The organism is Frankiales bacterium, assembly GCA_016125335.1.
GTDB lineage: Bacteria > Actinomycetota > Actinomycetes > S36-B12 > CAIYMF01 > Longivirga.
The window spans coordinates 50268-76061 of the sequence record WGLY01000027.1; the positions used below are offsets into that span (position 1 = coordinate 50268).

A 25794-nucleotide genomic window follows, 5' to 3' on the forward strand; every position below is an offset into this window, starting at 1 on the left:
CGGCACCGGGCCATCCTCCACCGCCGGTCCGACGCCCGCCCCCGTCGGCCCCGATGTCACTGGTGAAAGGGTCGCCTCCCGCCGCCGGAAGCGACCGTTCCGCCAGTGAGGTCCGGTCCGGGGGCGGATGATCGGGGGGTGGACCTCGTGCCCTGGCTGGTGGCCGCCGCCGTGCTGCTCGTGCTGGCCGCGCTCCTCGTGCTCGCGCTGCGCGGGGCGGCGGGCCGCTCGCCCGCCGACGACCCCGGACCGCGGGGCGACCCGCCGGCCGCCGACGGCCCCGAGCCGCCCGCCGGCTGACGCCGGTCCGTCCGCCGTCGCCACGAGAGCCCGACGGCGTCCGGGCCGGGCCGGGGGACGCACGCGCACCGCCGCGGGACGTCGTAGCCTCACCGCATGCGGCTCACGGAGTTCTGGCGGCGGATGGAGGGGGTCCTCGGCCCCGCCTACGCCCGCTCCTGGGCGGCCGACCACGTGCTGGCGGCCCTGGGCGGCCGCACCGTCGACGAGGCGATCGCCGGCGGCGAGGAGACCGTCGTGGTCTGGCGCGCCGTGCACGCCGAGCTCGGCCTGCACGCGCGCGAGCGCTGAGCCCCCGTACGACGACGGCCGCCGCCCCGGAACGGGGACGGCGGCCGTCGACGCGGTCGTGCGGTGTCAGTCCAGCGAGGGCATCGGCACGCCGGCGTCCTCGGCGAGGGCGTGCGCGGTGTCCTGGTGGGTGCGCAGGCGCACCTCGGGCAGCAGCAGCGCGAGCACGAACGCCACCGCCATGAACGGCACCGCCACGAGGAACGTGGTGTCCATCGCGCGGGCGAAGGCGCCGAGCACGATCTCCTGCACGGGCTCGGGGAGCGCCTGGATGTTGGTGATCGACGACGTGATGTCGCCGCTCCCGGCGCCGGTGCCCGGCGGCAGGCTCGAGCTGAGCTCGGTGGCCAGCCGCGCCGTCCACACGGCACCGAAGAACGCGGTGCCGAACGAGCCGCCGATCGAGCGGAAGAAGGTCGAGCCGCTCGTGGCCGCGCCCATCTCCTGCGGTGCCACGGTGTTCTGCACCGCGAGGACGAGCACCTGCATCACGTTGCCGAGGCCCGCACCGAGCACGAACATCGCCAGCGCGGAGAACCAGAACGGCGTGTCGACCCCCATGTGGCTCATGAGGTAGAGGCCCACCGTGGCCAGCGCGGTGCCGATGACCGGGAACATCTTGTAGCGGCCCAGCCGGGTGATGAGCTGGCCCGACAGGATCGAGGTCAGCAGCACGCCCACCATGAGCGGCAGCAGCATGAGGCCGGCCTCGGTCGGCGACGCGCCGCGCACCACCTGGAAGTAGATGGACAGGTAGACGATCGAGCCGAACATCGCGAACCCGACGATGAACCCGATGCCCGAGGTCACCCGGAACACCTTGTTGCGGAACAGCGACATGGGGACGATCGGCTCCTCGGTGCGCAGCTCGTGCACCACGAACCAGGCGCCCACGGCGAGGCCGAACACGGTGAGGCCGACGATCTGCGCGGAGAGCCAGTCGTACTGGTGCCCGCCCCAGACGGTCACGAGCAGCAGCGAGACGACGCTGGCCACGAGCAGGCCCGAGCCCATCCAGTCGATCTTGCGGCGCTGGTGGGTGATCGGCAGGTGCAGCACCGCGCCGAGGACGACGAACGCCGCGATGCCCAGCGGCACGTTGATGTAGAAGATCCAGCGCCACGACAGGTGCTGGGTGAAGAAGCCGCCGAGCAGCGGCCCCACCACCGAGGAGATGCCGAACACCGCGCCGAACAGGCCGGCGTAGCGGCCGCGCTCGCGCGGCGGGATCAGGTCGGCGATGACCGCCATCACCAGCACCATGAGGCCACCGCCGCCGACGCCCTGCAGGGCGCGGGTGGCGATCAGCTCGCCCATGTTCTGGGCCGCGCCGGCGAGCATCGAGCCGACGACGAACACGACGATCGACAGCTGCAGCATGCGCTTGCGGCCGTAGAGGTCGGAGATCTTGCCCCAGATGGGCGTGGTCGCGGTGGAGGCGAGCAGGTACGCCGTCACCACCCACGAGAGCTCGTTGAGGCCGCCGAGGTCGCTGGTGATGACGGGCAGCGCGGTCGAGACGATGGTCTGGTCCAGGGCGGCCAGCAGCATCGTGAGCATGAGGGCGCCGAGGATCAGCCGCAGGTGCTTGCGGCTCTCCTCGACGTCGGGGTCGAAGACGAACGGGTCTTGCGTGGTCACAGCGTCTCCAGTTCCTGGGCGAGGAGGTCGAGCAGGCGGGACAGGTCCGCCACGTCGTGGTCCGGCCACCCGTCGGTGGCGCGGGAGAACAGCTCGGAGCGGGCGCGGGCGGCGTGGTCGAGCACCTCGCGGCCGGCGTCGGACACCTCGAGCAGGGCGGCCCGACGGTCGTCGGGGTCGGGGGAGCGCAGCACGAGTCCGGCGTCCTCGAGGCTGCGCAGGTGGCGGCTCACCGTGGAGGCGTCGAGCCCCGCGTGGTCGGCGACGTCGGTGGCCCGCACCGGGGCGAGGGCGTCGACGTGCTTGAGCAGGAACACGCGGGCGTGGGTCTCCGGGTCGCCCGAGCGGCGCTTGAGCTGGGTGAGCACGCGCATCAGGGCGTCGATGACGTCGTCGCCGCGCCCCCCGGCCGGGGCGGGCGCGCGGCCGTCCCCGAGGCCGGGGAGACGGACGCCGGCCGCCTCCGCCGCACTAATTGCTTGTGTCATGCAACCATCCTAGCACGGCGGTGAGGGTGCCCTCACCGCGTCGTCCTGCGGGGGAGCGGCGGGACGCGCACCCCGGGTGGGGCGGGGCCCGGTGGCCCGTGCGGTGGCCCCGGCGGGGACCGGACACCTGTTCGAACGCCGTCGGCGTGTCGCGTGGCCGTCGAACACCCGTTCGACCTAGCCTGGGCGCGTCGTCGGGCATCCCGGCCCTGCGAGGGGCCGGCCCGCACGGCCTGCACCACCGCTCCAACCGCTCCACCGCACGCCCCGCACGAGCCCGTCCGCAGGGCCGCCGGTCCCGGCCGGTCGTCCCCAGGCCGGCTCCGCACCGGCCCCGGTGTCGGACCCGGTCCGTAGCGTCCGGCCCGACGAACCACCCGCGATCACACGAAGGCAGGTCCCGATGGCAGCCAGCTCCGACCGCAAGTCCCCCGGCGGCTCCGGCGGTTCCGACCGCGAGAAGGCGCTCGACACCGCGCTGGCCCAGATCGAGCGCCAGTTCGGCAAGGGGTCGGTCATGCGCCTCGGCCAGGAGGGCCGCGCCCCCGTCGAGGTCATCCCCACCGGCTCCGTCGCGCTCGACGTCGCCCTCGGCATCGGCGGCCTGCCGCGCGGGCGGGTCATCGAGATCTACGGCCCGGAGTCCTCCGGCAAGACCACGCTCGCCCTGCACGCGATCGCCAACGCCCAGCGCGGCGGGGGCATCGCGGCGATCATCGACGCCGAGCACGCGCTCGACCCCGAGTACGCCAAGGCGCTCGGCGTCGACATCGACGCGCTGCTGGTGAGCCAGCCCGACAACGGCGAGCAGGCGCTCGAGATCGCCGACATGCTCATCCGCTCCGGCGCGCTGAGCGTCATCGTCATCGACTCCGTCGCCGCGCTCGTGCCGCGAGCGGAGATCGAGGGCGAGATGGGCGACAGCCACGTCGGCCTCCAGGCCCGCCTCATGAGCCAGGCGCTGCGCAAGCTGGCCGGCGCGCTCAACAGCTCCAACACCACCGCGATCTTCATCAACCAGCTGCGCGAGAAGATCGGCGTGATGTTCGGCAGCCCCGAGACCACCACGGGCGGCAAGGCGCTGAAGCTCGACGCCTCGGTCCGGCTCGACGTCCGGCGCATCGAGACGCTCAAGGACGGCACCGACGCCGTGGGCAGCCGCACCCGCGTCAAGGTCGTGAAGAACAAGATGGCCCCGCCGTTCAAGCAGGCCGAGTTCGACATGATCTACGGCGAGGGCATCTCCCGCGAGGGCGGCCTCATCGACATGGGCGTCGAGCACGGCTTCGTCCGCAAGTCCGGTGCCTGGTACACCTACGACGGCGACCAGCTCGGCCAGGGCAAGGAGAACGCCCGGCAGTTCCTCAAGGACAACCCCGACCTCGCGGACGAGCTCGAGGTCAAGATCAAGGCCAAGCTCGGCATCGGCGCCCCGCTCGAGCTGCCCGAGGTCGAGGCGATCGTGGTCCCCGACCACGTCCCGATCGACCTGTAGGCGCGCGCCCGGACGCCCCGCATGAGCACCGCACGCGGCCCGGCCGACGGTCCCACCCCGGGATCGTCGGCCGATGCCGTCCCCGACGCCGATCCGCGCGACGTGGCGCGCGAGATCTGCCTGGCGCAGCTGGCGTCCTCGCCCAAGTCGCGCGCCCAGCTCGCCACCGTCCTGCGCCGCCGGGGCACCGATCCCGCCGTAGCGGCCGAGGTCCTCGACCGGCTCGAGGACGTCCGGCTCCTCGACGACGCCGCCTTCGCCGAGACGGTCGTGCACTCCCGCCGCGCGGCGGGCATGTCGCGGCGCGCGCTCGGCGCCGACCTGCGGGCCAAGGGCGTCTCCGGGGAGGTCGTCACCGAGACCCTCGACCGGCTCGACCCGGACGCCGAGCTCGCCAGCGCCCGGGCGCTGGTCGCCAGGCGGCTGCTCGCCACCCGGGCGCTCCCTGTGGACGTCCGCGTGCGACGGCTGGTCGGGATGCTCGCGCGCAAGGGGTTCCCCGGCGGGATGTCGCTGCGCGTCGTGCGCGAGGCCCTGGCCGGCGAGGCGGAGCTCGACGCGCTCGAGCGCGCCCTGCTCGACGACCTCGACGTCGACCTCAGCGACGCCGCGCGCCTGGGGGAGTGACCCGGGCGGGTCCGGTCGTCAGTCCCCCGTGCCGCAGGCGAGGTCGGTCAGCGACTCGGGCGGCAGGCCGTGCGCGCGGCGCAGCTCGTCGAGCGCGAGCTGGGGCAGGTCCGCCAGCCGCTCCTGCACGGTGTCGGCCAGGCGGCCGAGCAGCCGGGTGAGCTGCTCCACGTCGTGCTCGGGCCAGTCGGTGAGCAGCGTGCGGGTGAAGAACCGGGTCATGGTCGTGGCGTCGCTCACCACCGCCTCGCCGAGCTCGGTGAGGGTGACGATGGTGCGCCGGCGGTCGTCCGGGTCCGCGCTGCGCACGAGCAGCCCGTCCTCCTCGATCTCGGAGAGCAGCCGGCTCACCGTGGAGTGCTCGAGGCCCAGCGCCGTCGCGACGTCCTTGACCGCCACGGAGCCCGAGCGGCCGGCGAGCTCGGCGATCGCGTCGCACGCGGCGATCTTGGGGAACTCCAGCTGGCGCCCGAGGGCGGGCACCGGCACCATCCCGGCCGGCGGCTTGATCATCGTGCGGCGCAGCCGGCGGAACGCGCGGTCGAGGGCGTCCACGAGGTGGTCGGGCAGCGGGGCGCGCACGACGGGAGACGGCTGCTCCCCGGGTGCGAGACTGGCTCTGCGCGTGCGCGCGACGCTCATGCGGTGCTCCCTCCCGCGTGGTCGTGGCGGCTCGTCGTCGCCGAACGGAATTGCATGTGCAGCACACATATCTTAGGCTCGTCGCCGGTATCTGTGTAGCACATGCATTCGGGCCATGCGCCCGCACCGGCGTCCGCAGCGGACGCCGTCGGACCCGCCGCAAGAGAAGAGACGAACCTCATGGGTGGACTGTCACGCTGGGCCGTGCGCCGGCCGTGGTGGGCGCTGGGCGCCTTCCTCGTGCTCGCCGTCGTCATCGGGTTCCTCGGCACGGCGAAGAAGGGGACGCTCAACGACTCCTTCTCGCTGCCCGACACCGAGTCCAAGACCGCGACCGACCTGCTCTCGCAGACCTCGTTCGGCAACTACGACGCGATCACCGCGACGATCCTGTGGTCGCCGCAGAGCGGCTCGGTGACCGACCCGGCCGTCGCGACGCAGATCGTCCCGCTGCTCACGCAGATCTCGAAGCTGCCGGGCGTGGGCTGCGTCACCAACCCCTACGACGCGCAGGGCGGCGGCCTCGGCTCCGCCTGCACCCCGCCGCAGGCGCCCCAGCCCAAGCCGGGGCTGACCGCCGAGCAGACCGCCGCCTACAAGGCGGGCCTGGCCGCCCTGGCCAAGGCCGCCTCGCCGATCAGCCCGGACGGGCAGGTCGCCCGGTCGACGATCACCTTCACGGCGAAGGCGATCGGTGACGTCCCCTCGGCGAGCAGCAACGAGATCGTCAGCCTGGTCAAGGCGGCCAACGGCGTCGACGGCATCCAGGTGGGCGCCAACGGCGACGCGCTCACCTTCGCCGGCCAGGAGCCGCCCTCGAGCGAGGGCATCGGCGTCACGATCGCGCTCATCATCCTGCTGCTGGCGTTCGGCTCCCTCGTGGCCGCCGGGCTGCCGCTGCTCACCGCCGGCGTCGGCGTGGGGCTCGGCGGGATGCTGCTCTACTTCGTGGCGAACTTCTACGACGTCGCGACCTTCGCCCCCACGCTCGCCTCGATGATCGGTCTGGGCGTCGGCATCGACTACTCGCTGTTCGTCATCAACCGCTACCGCCAGGCCATCCACGCCGGCCACAGCCCGCGTGAGGCGGCACTGGAGGCGGTCAACACCTCGGGTCGCGCCGTGGTGTTCGCGGCGAGCACGGTGATCATCGCCCTGCTCGGCCTGTGGATCATGCGGATCAGCTTCTTCAACGGGCTCTCGCTCGCGGCCGCGGGCACGGTGCTGCTCGTCATGCTCTCGGCCGTGTGGCTGCTGCCCGCGATCCTGTCGCTGCTCGGCGAGCGCGCGGTCACCCCGGTCTCCGGCCTCATCCGGCACGGGCTCGCGGGCGGCGGCGTGCGGCGCGTGGTCGCCGTCGTGGCGCTCGTGCTCATCTGGCTCGTGGCGGCCGGCCTCGCGGCCAGCGTGGTCGCCGGCGACCAGGGGGTGGGCGCCAAGATCGTGCTGCCGCTCGTCGCCCTCGGTGCCGCGGCGATGGCCACGTGGGGCTACCGCTTCACCCGCCACCACCGCCACGAGCAGGACTTCCACCCCGAGGGCGGGCGCTGGGCGCACTACGCGCGGCTCCTGCAGCGGCGGCCGATCGTGCCGGCGCTGCTCGCCCTCGGCGCGGTGCTGCTGCTCGCCGTCCCGGCGCTGTCCCTGCGCCTGGGCTTCCCCGACGACTCCGGCACGGCGCCGGGCTCGCCGTCGCGGATCGCCTACGACCTCACCTCGCAGGGCTGGGGCCCGGGCGCCAACGGCCCGTTCCTCGTCGCGGTCGACCTGTCCAAGGCGACCGACCAGCAGGCCTTCGCCTCGGTGATCACGGCCCTGGCCCAGACCGACGGCGTCGCCCGGGTGAACCCCACCGTCGAGATGCTGCCGGCGTACGCCTTCTCCGCGGGCAACGCCTCCGCGCAGACGGTGGCGGTCGTGTCGGTGCAGCCCACCACCGGGCCGCAGGACGAGGCGACCACCCAGCTGCTCGACCGGCTGCGCACGCAGACGCTGCCCCCGGTCGACCAGAAGACGGGTGCTGCCTCCTACGTCGGCGGCACCACGGCGATCACCGCGGACTTCTCCACGGTGATGGCGCAGGCGCTCCCGCTGTTCCTCACGGTGGTCGTGGGCCTCGGGTTCCTCATGCTGCTGGTGCTCTTCCGCGCGCCGGTGGTGTCGCTCACCGCGGTGGTCACCTCGCTGCTGTCCTTCGCCGCCTCGCTCGGCGTCACGGTGGCGGTGTTCCAGTGGGGCTGGCTCAACGACCTGCTGGGAGTCACCGGCACGGGGCCGATCTTCCCGTTCCTGCCCGTGATGGTGTTCTCGATCCTGTTCGGCCTCTCCATGGACTACCAGGTCTTCCTGGTCAGCCGCATGCAGGAGGAGTGGTCGCGCGGGATCGACAACCTGTCCTCGGTGCGCCGCGGGCTGGCCGGCTCCGGGCGCGTGGTGCTCATGGCCGCGCTCATCATGGCCAGCGTGTTCGGGGCGTTCATCCCGACGCCGAACAACACGATCAAGCTGTTCGGCGTGGCGCTCACGGCGGCGGTGCTGGTGGACGCGTTCCTCATCCGCCTGGTGTTCGTCCCGTCGTTCATGTCGATCCTCGGGCGGGTCAACTGGTGGCTCCCCGGCTGGCTGGACCGGATCCTGCCGCACTTCGAGCTGGAGGCCGGCGCCGACGAGATCGGCGACGACGAGCCCGATCCGGGCGTGCGCGACACCGACCAGGCGCTGGTGTAGCGAGGCACGGCGCACGGGCCCGGGACGGCGACCACGGTCGCGTCCCGGGCCTGTCCCGCGTCCTGGCGCCCTGACGGTCACCGGTGCCCCGGGCGCCGCGGCGTCGACGGCCGGCTGCGGGCATCGGGTCGTGGCGAGGTCACGGCGCGGTTACGCTGCTTCGTGGTCGGGCCGCACGGCCCGCCCCCGACGAACGGACGCTGACCCCGGCCCTGCTGGGCCGACCTTGACCCGCCGGACCGTGCCCGCCACGGCCCGGCGCTCGGCGCCCGCCTCCTCGGGCCCTGCGAGGGGGGAGGCCACCCATGGACCCGGTCGCCGTCGCGGCCCTGGTGCTGGCCGCAGCCCTCGCCGGTGCGCTGCTGGTGGTGCTCACGCGGGCCCGGCGCGCCGGCGCCGACGCCGAGCGCGAGCGCGCCGCCGAGATCGCCGCCGGCGTCGACGCCGAGCTCACCCGGCGTCAGCACGAGGCCGACGCCCGCGCCGAGGCGATCCGCACGGCGGCCCAGGCCGACGCCGAGCGCACCCGGGGCGTCGCGGAGCAGGCGCTGGCGGCGGCCGAGCGCGTGCGGGCCGAGGCGGCCGAGGACGTGCGCCGGGCCGAGGAGCGCCGGGCGGCCGTGGACGCCGACGTCGCCACCGCCCGCGCCGAGATCGCCGCGGCCCGCGCGGAGCTCGCCGGCGTCCGCGAGGAGGCCCAGCGGCGCGAGGACCGGCTCGCCGAGCGCGAGGCCCGGCTCGACGCCGAGCTGCTCGCCCTGGCGGATCGGCGCACCGCGCTCGACCACGCCGAGGACGACGTCGCCCGCCGGCTCGCCGACGTCGCCGAGGCCGAGGCGGCCGTCGCGGCCCAGCGCGACGCCGCGCTCGAGCGCGTGGCCGGGCTCAGCGCCGCCGAGGCCAAGGGCGAGCTCGTGACGCAGGTGGAGGCACAGGCCAAGCGGGAGGCCGCGCTGCGGGTCCGCGAGATCGAGCGCGAGGCGCGCGAGGACGGTGACGAGCGGGCCCGGCGCATCGTCACCCTCGCCGTGCAGCGGCTGGCGTCCGAGCAGACCGCGGAGTCTACGGTGTCCGTGCTGCACCTGCCCGACGACGCCATGAAGGGCCGCATCATCGGCCGCGAGGGCCGCAACATCCGCACGTTCGAGGCGGTCACCGGCGTCAACCTGCTCATCGACGACACCCCCGAGGCGGTGCTGCTCTCCAGCTTCGACCCGGTGCGCCGCGAGGTGGCCCGGCGTGCGCTGGAGGCACTCGTCGCCGACGGGCGCATCCAGCCCTCGCGCATCGAGGAGCAGTACGAGCGCAGCCGGCTCGAGGTCGAGGCCACGGTGGTCCGCGCCGGCGAGGACGCGCTGGTGGCCGTCGGCATCGGCGAGATGCACCCGGACCTCGTCGCGCTGCTCGGCCGGCTGCGCTACCGCACGTCCTACGGCCAGAACGTGCTGGGCCACCTGGTCGAGAGCGCCCACCTCGCGGGGATCATGGCGGCCGAGCTGCGGCTGCCGGTCGAGCACGCCAAGCGCTGCGCCCTGCTGCACGACGTCGGCAAGGCGCTCACCCACGAGGTGGAGGGCTCGCACGCCCTCATCGGTGCCGAGCTCGCCCGGCGCTACGGCGAGAACGAGGACGTCGTGCACGCGATCGAGGCGCACCACAACGAGGTGGAGGTGCGCACGCTCGAGGCCGTGCTCACCCAGGCCGCCGACGCGATCAGCGGCGGACGGCCCGGGGCGCGGCGCGAGTCCCTGGAGCACTACGTCGAGCGGCTCGAGCGGCTCGAGCAGATCGCCTCGTCCTACGACGGCGTCGACAAGGTGTTCGCCATGCAGGCCGGGCGCGAGGTGCGCGTGGTGGTGCTCCCAGAGGTCGTCGACGACGTCGGCGCCACGGTGCTCGCCCGCGACATCGCGGCCGAGATCGAGAAGGAGCTCACCTACCCCGGGCAGATCCGGGTGACCGTCGTGCGCGAGTCGCGCGCCACAGGCCTGGCCCACTGAGCCCTCGGCGCGAGCGCCTCCCGGGACCGCCGCCGGCGTCCGGCGCGCCGTCGCCCGCCCGGCGAGCACGTATCCTCGACGCACCATGAGCGCGCGCACGTACGAGGTCCGCACCTTCGGGTGCCAGATGAACGTCCAGATAGCGAGCGCCAACACGCCGTGGTTTGAACGTGTCTATTCGTGTTAGCCCAGCAGGCGGGGCCTGCGTCTAAGGGGGCCTAGAACCATGACCGGCTGGCAGGACCAATGGGCACGCATAGAGCGATGGACAGAGCGTGTTAGGGCCGTTCAGCAGGGTCAGGCTGACTACTTCCTCGGCACTGAGCATTACCGGGACGAAGTGTTTGCCCTCTTTGAAGGCCTATGGCATCTGAAGGACTGGCTACATAACGACCCTGCTGTGCGCGTCAGCAAGGAGGATGTAGACGGCTGGGTGTTCAGCGAGACAAGCCCTGTGCTCAGCCTGAAAGCAGCCAAGGACGTTGCCAATGGCAGCAAGCACCTACGCCTGGCCAACCCTGCTGTTGACGCAGCCCAGACACGCAACGACGCCACGTTTGGGGGAGACAACAAGCACGTCTTCTACATCGAACTGGCCAGGACGGGGCAGGAATATGACGCTTTGACCCTTGCTGAGATGTGTACCCAGGACTGGCGTAGGTTCCTTGCCTTGCACAACATCACAGCACCATCTTGAATTGCCTCTCCCTACCCGCTATCCCTGGACGGGGGAGGACCAGCAGTCCTGGTCATCACGTCATGTTCGGTGACAGTCTCAAAGACTCTGTCCAGCAAGGACATACGGGCAAGGAGACGTTCGTAACTGTAGACAGTTGACTGACGTAGGCTCTTCTCCGTCGCTACAGCAAAGTGCCTGTCCCGAACCAGCATGGTTGTTGCCCCCTTCTGCCAGAGATGAACCACCACGCATGAGCGCGCGCACGTACGAGGTCCGCACCTTCGGGTGCCAGATGAACGTCCACGACTCCGAGCGGCTCTCCGGGCTGCTCGAGGACGCCGGCTACGCGCGCCCCGCCGAGGGCCAGGAGCCCGACGTCGTGGTGTTCAACACGTGCGCCGTGCGCGAGAACGCCGACAACCGCCTGTACGGCAACCTCGGCCACCTCAAGCCGGTCAAGGACGCCCACCCCGGCATGCAGATCGCCGTCGGCGGGTGCCTCGCGCAGAAGGACCGCGGCGAGATCACCCGGCGCGCGCCGTGGGTCGACGTCGTCTTCGGCACCCACAACATCGGGTCGCTGCCGGTGCTGCTCGAGCGCTCGCGGGTCAACGCCGAGGCGCAGGTGGAGATCCTCGAGTCGCTCGAGACCTTCCCCTCGACGCTGCCGAGCCGGCGCGAGTCGGCGTACGCCGCGTGGGTCGCGATCAGCGTCGGGTGCAACAACACCTGCACGTTCTGCATCGTCCCAAGCCTGCGCGGCAAGGAGAAGGACCGCCGGCCTGGCGACGTGCTCGCCGAGGTGGAGGCGCTCGTGGCCGAGGGCGTCCTCGAGGTGACGCTGCTCGGCCAGAACGTCAACGCCTACGGCGTGGAGTTCGGCGACCGGGCCGCCTTCGCGAAGCTGCTCCGCGCGTGCGGCGGGATCGAGGGCCTCGAGCGCGTGCGCTTCACCAGTCCGCACCCGGCCGACTTCACCGACGACGTCATCGCCGCGATGGCCGAGACGCCCAACGTCATGCCGCAGCTGCACATGCCGCTGCAGAGCGGCAGCGACCGCGTCCTGCGCGCCATGCGCCGCTCGTACCGCAGCGAGCGCTACCTCGGGATCATCGACCGGGTCCGCGCCGCGATGCCGGACGCCGCCATCACCACCGACATCATCGTGGGCTTCCCGGGCGAGACCGACGAGGACTTCGCCGCGACCCTCGACGTCGTGCGCCGCGCGCGTTTCGCCTCGGCGTTCACCTTCCAGTACTCCCCGCGCCCGGGCACGCCGGCGGCGACGTACGAGGATCAGGTGCCGCCCGAGGTGGTGCGCGAGCGCTACGCCGCCCTGCAGGCGCTGGTCGACGAGATCGCCTGGGACGAGAACAAGCGGCTGGTCGGCCGCACGGTGGAGCTGCTCGTCGCCGAGGGCGAGGGGCGCAAGGACGGCGAGACGCACCGCATGTCCGGCCGCGCGCCGGACAACCGGCTCGTGCACTTCGTGCCCGGCGAGCACGCACCGCGCCCGGGCGACGTCGTCACCGTCGAGGTCTCCTACGCCGCGCCGCACCACCTGGTGAGCGACGTCCCCGCGGCCGGGCTGCGCCGCACCCGGGCGGGCGACGCGTGGGAGGCCCGCCAGGCCGCGCCCGCCCCGGCGTCCGCTGCTGCGTCCGCCACGGCATCCGGCGCGGCCCCGGTGCTGCTGGGCCTGCCCACCGTCCGCACCTGACCCTGCCGGCTGCGATGTCACTGGTGACACGGTCGCTTCCCGGCCCGGGAAGCAGCCATCTCACCAGTGACATCGGGTCCGGGCCGGGCTGAGAGCGCGAGGAGGTCGACGTGCTGCGACGTCTGGGGTGCCTGGCCGCCCTGGTGTCATTGCTGGTGTTCCTGGCGGTGCTCGCCGTCGTCGGCTGGTTCGGGTACGCCGCATACACCCACGCCCGCGACGTGCAGGCCGTCGCCTCGCGCACCCAGGAGGTGGGCACGGCCTGGGCGAACGACCCCGCCGCGCTGGCGAAGGCGGCCGGCGGCACGGGCGGCGTGCGGCCCTCCGGCCTGTCCACGCAGCCGTTCCAGCAGCTCGGCGCCCGCCCCACCACCGGCTACACGGTGTCGCGCGCCACGCTCACCCTGCGCACGTCCACGGTGGGCTGTCACCCCGCACCGCTCACGGTCGACGTCGTGGAGACCCCGGTGCTGGTGCAGGTGCTCGTGCGGCCGGAGAACCCGTGGCTGCCCGACGTCGGGCGGTTCTGGGAGCAGCTGCGCGACTCCAGCGGCTGCACCGACAAGGCGGCACCGGCCACCGTGACGGTGACCCTCGGGTCCGGCCTGGGCAAGCGGGTGCTGGTGGACGCCGTCACCGGGACCTCTGTGCGCAAGCGCTGAGCGCACCCCGACGGGCCGAGGGCCGCGGGCCGACCTAAGGTCGACGGGTGATCATCGGCGCCGCGTTCGTCCCCGCCACGCCGCTGCTCGTCCCCGAGGTCGCGTCCGGCGCCGCCGGCGAGCTCGACGACGTCCGCGGGGCCGCGCTCACCGCGCTGCGGGAGGCCGCGAGCGGGGCCGAGCGGGTCGTGGTGGTGGGTGCCGGTGCCGCGATGCGCGAGCACCGCGACGGCGTCGGGTCGCTGCGCGGCCTCGGTGTCGCCTACGACGTCCCCCTCGATCCCGGCGCGCCGCCCGCAGCCGTGGACGGCCAGGGGCGGCTGGTCCTGCCGCTGACGCTCGGGGCGTGGCTGCTCGCCCGGGTCGGCTGGCCGGGCGACCGCGTGGCGCTCGAGGTCGACCCCGCGGCGGCCGACGACGTCCTCGACGCCGCCGGTGCCGCGCTGGCGGCCGACCCGGGGCCCACGGCGCTGCTCGTCGTCGCGGACGGCTCGGCGTCGCGGACGGAGAAGGCGCCGGCCTCGTTGCACCCCGACGCCGCGGCGTTCGACGCCGCGGTGGCCGCGGCGCTGCGCGAGGGCGACGCCCGCGCCCTGGCCGCGGTCGACCGGGCGCGCGCGGCGGCAGTGACCTCCGCCGGCAGGCCCGCCTGGCGGGTGGCGGCGGCCGCCCTCGGGGGCGAGGCGTACGACGCGGCGCTGCTGTGCGACACCGCGCCGTACGGCGTCGGCTACCTCGTGGCCCGCTGGCGCCGCACGGGCTCCTGACGCCGGCGCTCGTCCGGGCGGTCAGGCGTGCGGGGCGGTGGGGGCCTCGTCGGCCGGCGCCGCGCCGTGCATCGCGGGGGAGTGACGGGCCGGGGAGTGCGCGGCCGAGGCGTGATCAGCCGCCGGGCCGGCGTGGGCCTCGTGCCCGGCCGGGGAGTGCGCGGCCGAGGCGTGATCAGCCGCCGGGCCGGCGTGGGCCTCGTGCCCGGCCGGGTAGTGCGCGGCGGTGGACGGGTGAGCGTCTGCGGCGCCGGCGTGGTGGAGGTGGTGGACCTTGGCGTGGCCGAGCCCGCGGGCGATGAGCCACCGGTTCACCGGCACCGCGGCGAGGAACGCGATGCCCAGTGCCAGGGCCATCGACGCCCAGAACAGCAGGTCGCCCAGCTGGGCCGACATGGCGCCGGGGATGGCGAGCGCCACGCCGTTGTCGACCAGCTCCATGGTGAGGATCGACACGGTGTCCGCCGCGAGGGCGAGCACCACCGCGGCGCGCAGCGCCGTGCCCGAGCGCACCAGCGGTGTGACGGTGAAGGCGTAGCCGAAGACGAACGCGAGCACGAACGCCAGCGCGACGCTCGCGCCGTTCGACCAGCCCCACCACGTGGCCAGGGCCATGCCGAGCACCTCGCCCACGGCGCAGCCGGTGAGGCAGTGCCAGGTCGCGGCGACCGCCTGTCGGGTCAACGGGCTGATGGCCATGACGTCCTCCTTCGTCACGGGGAGCCTATACCCCCCAGGGGTATGGACGTCAACGACGTCGGGCGTCGTGGGCATTCCCGGTTCCGTCAGCTGTGCGACGCCGCGGGCGAGGGCAGGGGCGTAGCGTCGGGCCGAGGAGGACGACGTGCCGCGCACCGTGACCCTGCTCTACCTGGAGGACTGCCCCAGCTGGCGGCAGGCTGCCGCGCTGGTGCGCGAGGTGCTCGCGGAGTCGGGTCGCCCGGGCACGGCGCTGCGGCTCGAGCTGGTGCGCACGCGCGAGGACGCCGAGCGGCTCGGGTTCGTGGGCTCGCCGACGCTCCTCGTGGACGGCGTCGACCCGTTCCGCACGGAGCCGGCCGAGGTCGCCCTCGCATGCCGGCTCTACCGCACCGAGGAGGGGTTGCGCGGGCTGCCCTCGCGGGCGCAGATCGAGCGCGCGCTGGCCCAGCCATGAACCACGCGACGACCCTGCTCGTCGCGACCGGGGCGCGCGCCTGCGGGTGACGGGGGCGCGCTGCTACTGCGGCTCGGTGTCCTCGACGGCGTCGCGCACGGCGTCGGCGGCGTCCTGCGCGGCGCCCGCCGTGGCGTCGGCGGCCTTCCCGGCGGCCTCGGCCGCGGAGTCGGCGGCCTGCGCGCCCGTGTCGGCGGCGGCACCCGCGGCGTCCTCGACCCGCTCGGCCGTCGCGGCCACCGGGCCGTCGTCGTGGCGCAGCGACTCGACGGTGCGCTCGGTGAAGCCCTCCACCTTCTCGGCGACGGACTCCAGCCGGCCGCCGGTCTTCTCGCTCACGAAGGCTCCGGCCGACGCCACGGCGCCGGTCACCTTGTCGCCGTGCTTGTCCATGACGTCGGCGGTGGCCTCCTTGGCCTTGTCCGCCACGGTCTTCGCCGCCTCGGCCGCCTTCGCCGCCGCGTCCTTGGCCTGGTCGGCCAGCTCGCCGGACCTGGCCTTCTCGGCCGCGTCGCTCGCCGCTGCCGCCGCCTTGGCCGCGGCGTCCGACGTCTTCTCGCCGGTGCTGCGGAACAGACCCTTGATGCTGTCCATGACCCCCATGGTGGCCTCCGTGGTCGTGTCGTCGGCGCCGTCGCGGGCGGACGGCCTTGATCGATCCTGGCCGCCAGGGCAGCACCGCACAACCGCGACGGCCGGTCCGGGGTGGAGGATGGGCGCCGTGGCCCACGGTTCGTCGCACGCCCGTCCGCCCGGGCCTCCGGTGGTGGCCGTGGTGGGTCCGACGGCGTCGGGCAAGTCCGACCTCGGGGTCGCGCTCGCGCTCGCGCTCGGCGGCGAGGTGGTCAACGCCGACTCGATGCAGCTCTACCGCGGCATGGACGTCGGCACCGCCAAGCTCACGCCGACCGAGCGGCGCGGGGTGCCGCACCACCTGCTCGACGTCTGGGACGTCACGACCACCGCGAGCGTCGTCGACTACCGCGACCGGGCCCGTGCCGTGGTCGACGACCTGCGCGCCCGCGGGGTGACGCCGGTGCTCGTCGGCGGCTCCGGGCTCTACGTGCGCGCGGTGCTGGACTCCCTCGAGTTCCCCGGAACCGACCCCGAGGTGCGCGAGCGGCTCGAGGCCGAGCTCTCCCAGGTGGGCTCAGGCGCGCTGCACCGGCGCCTGGCCGAGCTCGACCCCCAGGCCGCCGCCGCGATCCTGCCGAGCAACGGGCGCCGCGTGGTGCGCGCGCTCGAGGTGGTGGAGATCGCGGGCCGGTTCACCGCGACGCTGCCGGAGCAGCGCGACGCGTACCCCTCGGTGCAGGTGGGCCTCGACGTGCCGCGGCCGGTGCTCGACGCGCGCATCGACGAGCGCGTGCGGCGCATGTGGGCCGCCGGGCTCGTCGACGAGGTGCGCGCCCTGGTGGACGCCGGCCTGCGCGAGGGGCGCACCGCCTCGCGCGCGCTGGGCTACGCGCAGGTGCTGCGCATGCTCGACGGCGAGCTCGACGAGGCGACGGCGGTCGCGGAGACGCAGCGCGCCACGCGCCGTTTCGCGCGCCGCCAGGACACCTGGTTCCGGCGCGACGAGCGCGTGGTGTGGCTGCCCCACGACGCGCCGGACCTGCTCGAGCGGGCGCTGTCCGCCGTGGCGAGCGGCGTCGTCCCCGAACCGCGCTGACCCGTCAGGGGCGCAGGCGGTAGTACTCGGTGCCGAACACGCGGCGGTAGAGCGGCATCGGCATGCGCAGGAAGGCCGCGAGGGTGCGGTCGCCGTCGTCGGCGGTGGCCTGCGAGGCGTGCGCGGCCATGGAGGCCCGCTTCGCCGCGGCGTAGCGGCGCACGTCGACGCGGTGAGTGATGTCGGCCGAGGCGGTGAACGCGCGCTCGAACGAGGTGGGGTCGAACTCCGGGGGGAAGCGGTAGACCTTCGAGGCGAGCCGGATCCCGCGCAGGAGGAGGTCGCGCGGCACGGTCGCCTCGAACACCCGCGGGGTGCTGGCGATCTCCGCCGCGCGCACCCCGAGCTCGTGCACCCGCACGTGGTCGGGATGGCCGTAGCCGCCGTTGGGGTCGTAGGTGACGAGCACGTCGGCGGACTCCTCGGCCAGCACCGCCGCGAGGGCGGCGGCCGACTCCTCGGCCGGTGCCCGGCACAGCGGCACCGCGCCGCCCGGCGCGGCCTCGGCGTCGCCGTGCAGGCCGCTGTCGGCGTAGCCGAGGGACACGAGCCGGTGCACGCCGAGCACGCGGCACGACTCCTCGAGCTCGAGCATCCGCCGGTCCGCGAGGTGCGCCGACATCGCCGACGACGCGAGGCCGGCGCCGCCGTCGGTCGCCACCACGAGCACCACGCGCTGGCCCTCGGCGGCCGCTCGCGCCATGGTGCCCGCGGTGAGCAGGGCCTCGTCGTCGGGGTGCGCGTGCACGAACACGAGGGTGCGCGCGTCGCTGCCGGTCACCCGCCGATCCTCCCAGACCCCGCGCGCCACCAGCGTCGCGGACCCGTCGCACGTTACTGCCGCAACGCGCGGAATCCGGCACGGGATCCGGTCGTCCGGGCAGTGACGCCGACCTGCGGTCCAGCGGCGGTCGAGCGGATGGCCGGCGGCGGCTCGCGCGCGGGTAGGGTCGCTGACCGTGCGGATCGTCCACATCAGCGACTGCTACCTGCCGCGCCTGGGCGGGATCGAGACGCAGGTCCGCGCCCTCGCCACGCGGCAGGTGCTCGCCGGCCACGACGTCCACGTCGTCACCGCGACGCCGGGCGACGACGTGCGCCGCGGCACCGAGACGCTCGACGGCGTCGTCGTGCACCGCGCCACCGCGCGGATGCCGGCGGACCTGCCGGTGCACCCGCGCGTCACGCGCGTGGTGCGCGACCTGCTCGCCGACGGCGGCGAGGCAGCCGGTGCGGACGCCGTCCACGTGCACGGCGGCGTCGTCTCGCCGTTCGCCTACCCCGGCGCCCGGGTGGCCCGCCGGCTGGGGCTGCCCACCGTCGTCACCATCCACGGCGTGTGGGGCGGGGTGTTCGGCCCGGCCGCACGCCTGTCCGACCTCGTCACCGGCTGGTCGCGCTCCGGCGTCGTCCTCACGGCGGTGAGCGACGCGGCCGCCGACCCCATCCGCGCGATCGCCGGCCCGGGCACGCCGGTCACCCTCGTGCCCAACGGCATCGACGTCGAGCAGTGGCGCGTGCCGCACCTGGCCGGCGACCCGGACGAGGTGCGGCTGGTCGCCGTGATGCGGCTAGCCCCGCGCAAGCGCGCGCTGCCGCTCGTGCGCATGGTGCACGAGGCGTCGCGCTTCCTGCCCCCCGGACGGCGCCTGCGCCTCACCCTCGTGGGCAACGGCCCGCTGATGGCCAACGTCGAGCGCTACGTCGCGCGGCACGGCCTCGACGACGGCGTGTGCTCGGTCGAGCTCGTCGGACGCCTCGGGCCCGACGACGTCCGCGCCACCCTCGCGGCCTCGGACGCGTTCGTCGCCCCGGCGCACCTGGAGTCGTTCGGCATCGCCGCGCTCGAGGCGCGCACCGCGGGGCTGCCGGTGCTCGCCTACGCCTCCACCGGGATCGCGTCGTTCGTGCACCACGAGGTCGAGGGGCTGCTGGCTGCCGACGACCGGCGGATGGTCGACGCGATCGCGCGCATCGCCACCGACGACGACCTGCGCGCCCGCATCGCGCAGCACAACGCGACCACCGAGCCGGAGCAGAGCTGGCCGCGCGTGCTGGCCGCCGTCGAGGCCGCCTACGCCGAGGCCGCGCGACCCACCTCGACGTAACTGCCCGAAAGCACGGATCCGCCCGCCTGAATCCGTTCTTTCGGGCAGTAACGACGGGGTCGTCCCGGGGGCGCGGGGGCGGGGGACGGTCGCGGGCTAGGCTCGCCCGCGTGACCCCGTCGTACGTCGCGGCCCTCGCGCAGCTCGACGGCCTGCACGTGCTCAAGGGCCACGGCACCGGCAACGACTTCGTGCTCGTACCGGATCCCGACGCCCGCCACGACCTCACCCCGTCGCAGGTGCGCGCGCTCACCGACCGCCGCTTCGGGATCGGCGGCGACGGCGTGCTGCGCGTGGTGCCCACGGCCGCGGTCGCCGAGGTCGCCGACCAGGCTGCGGACGCCGCGTGGTTCATGGACTACCGCAACCACGACGGCAGCCTCGCCGAGATGTGCGGCAACGGGGCGCGGGTGTTCGCGCGCTACCTCGTCGACGCCCGCCTCGAGCGCGGCCCGCAGTTCTCCATCGCCACCCGCGGCGGCGCGCGCGCCGTGCGCATCGAAGACGACGGCGACGTCACGGTCGACATGGGCGTCGCCACCACGCCGGCGCTGCGCGCCATGCCGGTCGTGCAGGTGGGCCACGTGAGCTGGAACGGCTCCGGCGTGCTGGTGCCCAACCCGCACTGCGTGGTGCTCATGGACGACGCCGACGAGCTCGCCGCGCTCGACCTCACCGTCGCGCCCCACGTCGCGCCGGCGTCGGTGTTCCCCGACGGCGTCAACGTCGAGTTCGCCCACCGCCTCGGCGCCCATGCCGAGCACCACGTGCGGATGCGCGTGCACGAGCGCGGCGTGGGGGAGACGCTCTCGTGCGGCACGGGTGCCGTCGCCGTGATGGTGGCCGTGGCCGCGCACGACTCCGCGCCGCTCGAGACCGCCTACACCGTGGAGGTGCCGGGCGGCACCGTGGTGGTCACGCGCCGCGCCGACTCCCACCTCGAGCTGCGCGGCCCCGCTGTCATCGTCGGCAGCATCACGCTCGGCCCCGGCACCACGGCACAGCACTGACCCGCCGCCGCCCGGGGCCCACGCAGCCGGACGACGAGCACGCACACGACCAACCAGCACCACCCACCGCGAGCGAGCCGGGAGGCCCCATGACCGCACTGCCCGAGGTCGACGTCGACGACGCGATCGCGTTCACCGCCGCCACCGGCCAGATCGTCTCGGCGGTCGGCGGCGGGTTCATGATCTCCCGGCAGGCCAAGGAGTACGGCGCGGCCCTCGGCCTGCGCGGCCGCCAGGGCTACGTCCGCGGCCGCGGCAGCGTGCTGGGCGAGGTGGACGCCGACGTCGTGACCGCGGCGTTCGGGTTCTGGCCGGCCGACGTCGTGCGCGAGGCGTGGGAGGGCGGCCGCGCGGTGGTCGACGTCGCCACGGCGGTGACGGCGTACGCCGACGTGTGCCGCGACTGGGGCCGCACGCGCCTGGGCGCCACCCGCGACCCGGGCCGGCTGGCCGAGCTGCTGGCCACCGTCGTCGACGGGCTCGACGTCGCCGGGCTCCCGCTGTTCGCCGGCTGGCGCGCGGTGCCGCTGCCCGACGACGACCTCGGCCGCGCGGCGCAGCTGATGCACGTGCTGCGCGAGCACCGCGGCGGCCTGCACCTGGTCGCGGTGATCGCGACCGGCCTCACGCCCCTGCAGGCGATCCTCGCCGGCCCCGGCGCGGCCGCGCTGCAGAACGCGCTCCAGGGCGGCGGCGGCTCCGGCAACGCGGCGTTCTACGGCTGGGAGGAGCCGTTCGAGGACGCCTCCGCCCACGTCGCGGCCCGCGCCGATGCCGAGTCGCTCACCGACCGGCTCGTCGCCCCGGCCTACGACGCCCTCGGCCACGACGAGCGGGTCGAGCTGCTCGACCTGCTGCGCTCCGCCGCCACCAGCGCCGCCGCCCCCCACTGACCCCGCCCGGAGGCGATGTCACTGGTGAAAGGGCTGCTTCCCGGCCCGGGAAGCGACCGTTCCACCAGTGACGTGCGGGGCGGGGCGGATCGCGGTCGCGCCCCTGCGCGTGTGCGTGCGACCCTGGAAGCCTGATGACGCACGCGAACCCCGAGCCCGTGGACCCGCGGGACGACGACACGGTCGCGCCGCTGCCCCTCGCGGGCCGGTACGACGCCACCGCCCGACGCCGGGCGCACGAGGAGGCCGATCCCGGCCTCGACCTCGACGACCCCTCCACCGGCGAGCTCGAGCTCGCCGACCGCGCGGCCCTGCGCCGCGTGCAGGGGCTCTCCACCGAGCTCGTCGACGTCACCGAGGTCGAGTACCGGCAGATCCGGCTCGAGCGCGTCGTGCTCGTGGGTGTGTGGACCGAGGGCACCGTGGGCGAGGCCGAGCGCAGCCTCGCCGAGCTCGCCGCGCTCGCCGAGACCGCGGGCTCCTTCGTCGTCGACGGCGTGATCCAGCGCCGCGACAAGCCCGACCCGGCCACCTACATCGGGTCCGGCAAGGCCCGCGAGCTGCGCGACCTCGTCGTCGACAGCGCGGCCGACACCGTCATCGTCGACGGCGAGCTCACCCCCGGTCAGCTGCGCCAGCTCGAGGACGTCGTCAAGGTCAAGGTGGTCGACCGCACCTGGCTGATCCTCGACATCTTCGCCCAGCACGCGCGCAGCCGGGAGGGCAAGGCGCAGGTGTCGCTCGCCCAGATGCAGTACCTGCTCCCGCGCCTGCGCGGCTGGGGCGAGTCGCTGTCCCGGCAGGGCGGTGGTGCCGGAGGCGGCGCGAGCGGCGGCGTCGGCACCCGAGGCCCCGGCGAGACGAAGATCGAGACCGATCGACGTCGCATCCGCAGCTCGATGGCCCGGCTGCGCAAGGAGATCCACGCGATGAAGACGGCGCGCGACACGCAGCGCGCCGACCGTCGTCGCCACGGCGTGCCCAGCGTCGTCATCGCCGGCTACACCAACGCGGGAAAGTCCAGCCTGCTCAACCGCATCACGGGTGCCGGCGTGCTGGTCGAGGACGCGCTGTTCGCCACGCTCGACCCCACGGTCCGCCGGGTCGAGACCCCCAGCGGCCGGGTGATCACCGTGGCCGACACGGTCGGGTTCGTGCGCCACCTGCCGCACCAGCTCGTCGAGGCGTTCCGCTCCACCCTCGAGGAGGTCACCGACGCCGACCTCGTGCTCCACGTCGTCGACGGCAGCGACGCCGACCCCGAGGGCCAGATCACCGCGGTGCGCGCGGTGCTCGCTGAGATCGGCGCGCAGCACGTGCCGGAGCTCATCGTCGTCAACAAGGCCGACGTCGCCGACCCGCACGTGGTGGCGCGCATCCTCAACCGCGAGCCGCACTCCACCGTGGTGAGCGCGCGCACCGGCGAGGGCGTGCCGACGCTGCTCGAGATGGTCGAGGCCGACCTCCCGCACGGCGCGGTCCCCATCGACCTCGTCGTGCCCTACGCCCGCGGCGACCTCGTCGCCCGCGCGCACCGCGAGGGCGAGCTCGAGACGGTCGAGCACCTCGAGGCCGGCACCCGCCTGGTGGGCCGCGTGGACGAGCCGCTGGCCGGCGTGCTCGCCTCCGCCGCGGTGGCCGGGGCGTCCGCCTGACCCAAGCCCGGTGCGATGTCACTGGTGGAACGGTCGTCTCCCGGCCCCGGAAGCGACCCTTCCACCAGTGACATCGGGCGGGAACGGGGCGCGCCGGACCGGGTCCGCGGGCAAGATGGGGAGCCGTTCCCGATCTGCGGGGACGCCGCCGCAGGCGACTCTGACGTCGGCACCGGACCTCCCGGTCGCCGGCGGACAGGAGGACCCATGCCCCGCTACCTCGTCGAGCGCACGTTCGCCGACGGTCTCGAGATCCCCACGGACGCCGCCGGCGCGGCCAGCGTGCGCACGGTGGTGGACACCAACGCCGGCGAGGGCGTCACCTGGCTGCACTCCTACGTCACCCCCGACCGCGCCGTCTCGTTCTGCATCTACGACGGGCCGGACCCCGAGTCGATCCGGCGCGCGGCCGCGCGCAACGGCCTCCCCGTCGACGCCATCACCGAGGTGCGGGTGCTCGACCCGTACTTCTACGTCGAGAGCTGACCGCATGGAACTCCTCGAGCGGGGCGGCGAGCTCGCCGCGCTCGGGGAGGCGTGGCGGCGGGTCCGCGCCGGCGGTCCCGGCGAGACCGTGCTGGTCACCGCGGAGGCCGGCGGCGGCAAGACCTCGCTCGTGCGCGCGTTCCTGTCCGACGCCGGGGCGCCGGTGGTGCGGGCCGCCGGCGACAACCTGCGGGCACCGCGCCCGCTGGGGGTGCTCGCCGACCTCGCCCCGCAGCTGGGCGACCCGCTGGAGGCCGCCCTCGCCGAGGGCGCCGCGGGGCACCGCCTGTTCGACCTCGCCCTGGCAGGGCTGCGGGCGCTGCCCGCGCCGACCGTCGTCGTCGTGGAGGACGTGCACTGGGTGGACGAGGCGAGCCTCGACGCGCTCACCTTCCTGAGCAGGCGGCTGGCCGACGCGCCCGTGCTGCTGCTGCTGACCCAGCGCGACGAGGCGCTCGGCGCCAGCAGCGCCCAGCGCGGCGCGCGGGCCGAGCTGGTGGCGGCGGCCGGCACGCGACTGCGGCTGACCCCGCTCAGCGTCGACGCCGTCGCCGCGCTGGCCGCGGCGCAGGGGGTCGACGTCGACGCCGAGGCGCTGCACCGGGTGACCGGCGGCAACCCCTTCTTCGTCAGCGAGTCGCTGGCGTGGTCCGGCCCGGGGGCGCCGGCCTCGGTGCGCGACGCCGTGCTCGGCCGGGCGAGCGCGCTGTCGCCCGTCGGTCGCGAGGCCCTCGACACCGCGTCCATCGCCCCGCTGGGGGCCGAGCTCGCGATGCTCGAGCGCCTGCTGGGCGACGACGTCGTCGGTGTCGACGAGTGCGTCGTGGCCGGGATGCTCGTGCCCGACGGGACCCGCGTGGTGTTCCGCCACGAGCTCGCGCGCATCAGCGTGCACGACGACATCACGCCGATCCGCCGCCGCATCCTGCACCGCAAGGCGCTGGCACACCTCGCCGCCGCGCCCACGCCCGCCGACCCCGCGCTGCTCGCGTTCCACGCGGAGGAGGGCGGCGACGGGGACGCCGTCCTGCGCCACGCCGTCGCCGCCGCCGAACTCGCGGTGCGCGCCGGTGCCCACCTGTCGGCCACCGAGCAGCTGGCGGCCGCGCTGCGCTTCGCCGACGGGCTGCCGGACGACGAGCGCGCCGAGCTGCTCGAGCGCTTCGGCTCGGAGGCCCACGTCGTCGGGCGCTTCGCGGACTCGGTCGAGGCCTACGAGCAGGCCGTCGCGATCTGGGAGCAGCGCGGGGAGGTGCGCCGCTCCGCTCTGGCGCTGCGCAAGCTCACCTCGCCGCTGACCTCGCTCGGGGCGCAGTCGCGGGCGGACGCCGCCACCGAGCGCTCGGTCGCGCTGCTGGAGTCGCTCGGCGACCCGGCCGACATCGCCGACGCGCTGCTGGGGGTCACGTCGTCGCGGATGCTGGCCCGCGAGCTCCCGGCGGCCGTCGAGGCCGGCGAGCGCGCCCTCGAGCTCGCCCGCGAGCTGGGGCGCGACGACCTCGTCGCCGCCGTCCTGGTGCAGGCGGGCGTCGCCCTCCTCATGAGCTCCGACCCGGTGCTGGGCGAGGCCCGCATCCGGGAGGGCATCGCCCTGGCCGGGCGCATCGACCGCGACGACCTCGTCCTGCTCGGCCACAGCCAGCTCGGCAGCGGCGGTGGCGAGGTGCGCCTCTACGACGCCGCCGTCCCCGCGCTGCACGAAACCCTGCGTCTGGCCCGCGCGACGGACTCGCGCGGGGGCGAGGCCTACGCCACCGCGTGGCTGGCCCGGTGCGACCTCGAGCAGGGCAGGTGGGACGACGCCGGCGCCCGCGCGACCGCGCTGCTCGCGCGACCCTCGACGGTGGGGATCGCCCGCTCCACGGCGCTCACGGCCCTGGGGCGGCTGCGCGCGCGGCGCGGCGACCCCGGCGCGTGGGAGGTCCTCGACGAGGCCTCGGCGCTCGCCCACGAGATCGGGCACCTGCAGCGGGTGTGGCCGGCGGCCGCGGCGCGGGCCGAGGCGGCGTGGCTCGAGGGTCGGCTGTCCGAGGAGGTGGCCGGCCTGCAGGCGGCGTACGCGCTGGCGACCAAGGTCGACTACGCGTGGGCGCTGGGCGAGCTGGGCCTCTGGCTCGACCTCGCCGGGGCCGGGACCGACCCGGCCGCCTCCGTCGCGCCGCCCTACGCGCTGGTGCGCGCGGGCCGTCACGTCGAGGCGCACGCGTGGTGGAGCGAGCGGGGGTGCGCCTACGACGCGGCCCTGGCGCTCGCCGTCAGCCGCGACCCCGAGCACCTGCGCACGGCGTACGCCGGCTTCACCGCGCTGGGGGCGCACCCGGCAGCCGACCGCATGACGCTCGCGCTTCGCGCGCTGGGCGAGCCCGCCCCGCGTCGGCCGCGCCGCTCGACCCGCGACAACCCCTTCGCGCTGACCGCCCGCGAGCTCGAGGTGGCCGGGCAGGTGGCCGCCGGCCTCACCAACGCCGAGATCGCCGAGGCGCTGTTCATCAGCCCGAAGACGGTCGACCACCACGTGTCGAGCCTGCTCGCCAAGCTGGGGGTGAACTCGCGCCGCGACGCCGGCCGCGAGCTGCGTCGCCTCGGCCTCGTCCCCTGACCCCGTCGTTACTGCCCGAAAGCGCGGAAATCCGGGGGCGGGTTCAAGGGGTCGTTGCACCTGATGATGTGCGGCGGAGGTTGGGATGCCTGGTGCGCGGTTGACGGTGCATGAGCGTGTGGTGATCGAGCGGGGTCTGGCGCAGGGGTTGACGCATGGGCAGATCGCGGGGTTGA

The 25794-nt window shown here is 74.6% G+C and carries 21 protein-coding genes and 2 pseudogenes; 18 read left to right on the forward strand and 5 right to left on the reverse strand.

Annotated elements, in window-relative coordinates:
* The first annotated feature begins 396 nt into the window (after nucleotides 1-396).
* Nucleotides 397-591, forward strand: coding sequence for a DUF3046 domain-containing protein (locus GC157_15105; GenBank protein ID MBI1378788.1), 195 nt, complete (start codon nucleotides 397-399; stop codon nucleotides 589-591).
* Nucleotides 592-657: 66 nt separating this feature from the next.
* Here GC157_15105 and GC157_15110 read toward each other — a convergent pair whose 3' ends face one another.
* Both GC157_15110 and GC157_15115 read right to left on the reverse strand, forming a co-directional pair.
* On the reverse strand, nucleotides 658-2232 hold the full coding sequence (locus GC157_15110) for a DHA2 family efflux MFS transporter permease subunit (protein ID MBI1378789.1): 1575 nt from the start codon (nucleotides 2230-2232) through the stop codon (nucleotides 658-660).
* A complete protein-coding gene (locus GC157_15115) occupies nucleotides 2229-2720 on the reverse strand; it encodes a MarR family transcriptional regulator (protein MBI1378790.1) in 492 nt (163 codons plus the stop codon). Before GC157_15115 ends, GC157_15110 begins: the two co-directional genes overlap by 4 nt.
* A gap of 403 nt (nucleotides 2721-3123) precedes the next feature.
* On the opposite strand from GC157_15115, the gene recA reads away from it, so the two are divergent.
* Nucleotides 3124-4215: a recombinase RecA gene (gene recA / locus GC157_15120; protein ID MBI1378791.1), complete on the forward strand. Its 1092-nt coding sequence runs from the start codon at nucleotides 3124-3126 to the stop codon at nucleotides 4213-4215.
* Between the two features lie 21 nt (nucleotides 4216-4236).
* Nucleotides 4237-4842 carry a recombination regulator RecX gene (locus GC157_15125; GenBank protein MBI1378792.1) on the forward strand — a complete coding sequence of 202 codons (606 nt, stop codon included), beginning with the start codon at nucleotides 4237-4239 and terminating at the stop codon, nucleotides 4840-4842.
* An 18-nt stretch (nucleotides 4843-4860) separates the two neighbouring features.
* Here GC157_15125 and GC157_15130 read toward each other — a convergent pair whose 3' ends face one another.
* Nucleotides 4861-5553 (reverse strand): MarR family transcriptional regulator, encoded by a 693-nt coding sequence (locus tag GC157_15130; protein MBI1378793.1) that lies wholly within the window; start codon nucleotides 5551-5553, stop codon nucleotides 4861-4863.
* 33 nt (nucleotides 5554-5586) lie between these two features.
* On the opposite strand from GC157_15130, the gene GC157_15135 reads away from it, so the two are divergent.
* The 6 genes and pseudogenes from GC157_15135 to GC157_15160 all read left to right on the forward strand — a co-directional run bounded on the left by GC157_15135 (nucleotide 5587) and on the right by GC157_15160 (nucleotide 14039).
* Entirely contained in the window at nucleotides 5587-8211 is a 2625-nt protein-coding gene (locus tag GC157_15135) for an MMPL family transporter (GenBank protein ID MBI1378794.1), read from the forward strand.
* Nucleotides 8212-8516: 305 nt separating this feature from the next.
* The gene (rny, locus tag GC157_15140; protein ID MBI1378795.1) at nucleotides 8517-10211 is read left to right on the forward strand and encodes a ribonuclease Y; all 1695 of its coding nucleotides are present in this window, start codon (nucleotides 8517-8519) and stop codon (nucleotides 10209-10211) included.
* A gap of 226 nt (nucleotides 10212-10437) precedes the next feature.
* Nucleotides 10438-10908, forward strand: a complete 471-nt coding sequence (locus GC157_15145; GenBank protein ID MBI1378796.1) for a hypothetical protein — start codon at nucleotides 10438-10440, stop codon at nucleotides 10906-10908.
* 232 nt (nucleotides 10909-11140) lie between these two features.
* A pseudogene (locus tag GC157_15150) lies at nucleotides 11141-12013 on the forward strand (MiaB/RimO family radical SAM methylthiotransferase).
* A 707-nt stretch (nucleotides 12014-12720) separates the two neighbouring features.
* Nucleotides 12721-13272 (forward strand): hypothetical protein, encoded by a 552-nt coding sequence (locus GC157_15155; protein MBI1378797.1) that lies wholly within the window; start codon nucleotides 12721-12723, stop codon nucleotides 13270-13272.
* Nucleotides 13273-13319: 47 nt separating this feature from the next.
* Nucleotides 13320-14039: a hypothetical protein gene (locus tag GC157_15160; GenBank protein ID MBI1378798.1), complete on the forward strand. Its 720-nt coding sequence runs from the start codon at nucleotides 13320-13322 to the stop codon at nucleotides 14037-14039.
* A 21-nt stretch (nucleotides 14040-14060) separates the two neighbouring features.
* Here GC157_15160 and GC157_15165 read toward each other — a convergent pair whose 3' ends face one another.
* Nucleotides 14061-14738: a DUF4396 domain-containing protein gene (locus tag GC157_15165; protein MBI1378799.1), complete on the reverse strand. Its 678-nt coding sequence runs from the start codon at nucleotides 14736-14738 to the stop codon at nucleotides 14061-14063.
* Between the two features lie 157 nt (nucleotides 14739-14895).
* Here GC157_15165 and GC157_15170 point away from each other — a divergent pair, with 157 nt between their 5' ends.
* The 3 genes and pseudogenes from GC157_15170 (at nucleotide 14896) to miaA (ending at nucleotide 16867) form a co-directional block, all read left to right on the forward strand.
* Nucleotides 14896-15195 carry a hypothetical protein gene (locus GC157_15170; GenBank protein MBI1378800.1) on the forward strand — a complete coding sequence of 100 codons (300 nt, stop codon included), beginning with the start codon at nucleotides 14896-14898 and terminating at the stop codon, nucleotides 15193-15195.
* A 92-nt stretch (nucleotides 15196-15287) separates the two neighbouring features.
* Nucleotides 15288-15479: pseudogene (locus GC157_15175) on the forward strand (hypothetical protein).
* Nucleotides 15480-15907: 428 nt separating this feature from the next.
* Complete coding sequence (gene miaA, locus GC157_15180; GenBank protein ID MBI1378801.1) at nucleotides 15908-16867, forward strand: tRNA (adenosine(37)-N6)-dimethylallyltransferase MiaA; 960 nt, start codon at nucleotides 15908-15910, stop codon at nucleotides 16865-16867.
* Nucleotides 16868-16871: 4 nt separating this feature from the next.
* Here the strand turns inward: miaA and GC157_15185 are convergent, their stop codons facing one another.
* Nucleotides 16872-17843 carry a PIG-L family deacetylase gene (locus GC157_15185; GenBank protein ID MBI1378802.1) on the reverse strand — a complete coding sequence of 324 codons (972 nt, stop codon included), beginning with the start codon at nucleotides 17841-17843 and terminating at the stop codon, nucleotides 16872-16874.
* On the opposite strand from GC157_15185, the gene GC157_15190 reads away from it, so the two are divergent.
* The 6 genes from GC157_15190 to GC157_15215 all read left to right on the forward strand — a co-directional run bounded on the left by GC157_15190 (nucleotide 17827) and on the right by GC157_15215 (nucleotide 25618).
* The gene (locus tag GC157_15190) at nucleotides 17827-18975 is read left to right on the forward strand and encodes a glycosyltransferase (protein MBI1378803.1); all 1149 of its coding nucleotides are present in this window, start codon (nucleotides 17827-17829) and stop codon (nucleotides 18973-18975) included. The two genes, GC157_15185 and GC157_15190, sit on opposite strands and share 17 nt — an antisense overlap.
* 152 nt (nucleotides 18976-19127) lie before the next feature.
* Entirely contained in the window at nucleotides 19128-19985 is an 858-nt protein-coding gene (locus GC157_15195; protein MBI1378804.1) for a diaminopimelate epimerase, read from the forward strand.
* A 179-nt stretch (nucleotides 19986-20164) separates the two neighbouring features.
* Entirely contained in the window at nucleotides 20165-20878 is a 714-nt protein-coding gene (locus GC157_15200; GenBank protein MBI1378805.1) for a hypothetical protein, read from the forward strand.
* Between the two features lie 134 nt (nucleotides 20879-21012).
* Complete coding sequence (gene hflX / locus GC157_15205; GenBank protein MBI1378806.1) at nucleotides 21013-22533, forward strand: GTPase HflX; 1521 nt, start codon at nucleotides 21013-21015, stop codon at nucleotides 22531-22533.
* Between the two features lie 207 nt (nucleotides 22534-22740).
* Nucleotides 22741-23019, forward strand: coding sequence for a DUF4242 domain-containing protein (locus GC157_15210; GenBank protein ID MBI1378807.1), 279 nt, complete (start codon nucleotides 22741-22743; stop codon nucleotides 23017-23019).
* A 4-nt stretch (nucleotides 23020-23023) separates the two neighbouring features.
* Nucleotides 23024-25618, forward strand: coding sequence for an AAA family ATPase (locus tag GC157_15215; GenBank protein MBI1378808.1), 2595 nt, complete (start codon nucleotides 23024-23026; stop codon nucleotides 25616-25618).
* Nucleotides 25619-25794 lie beyond the last annotated feature (176 nt).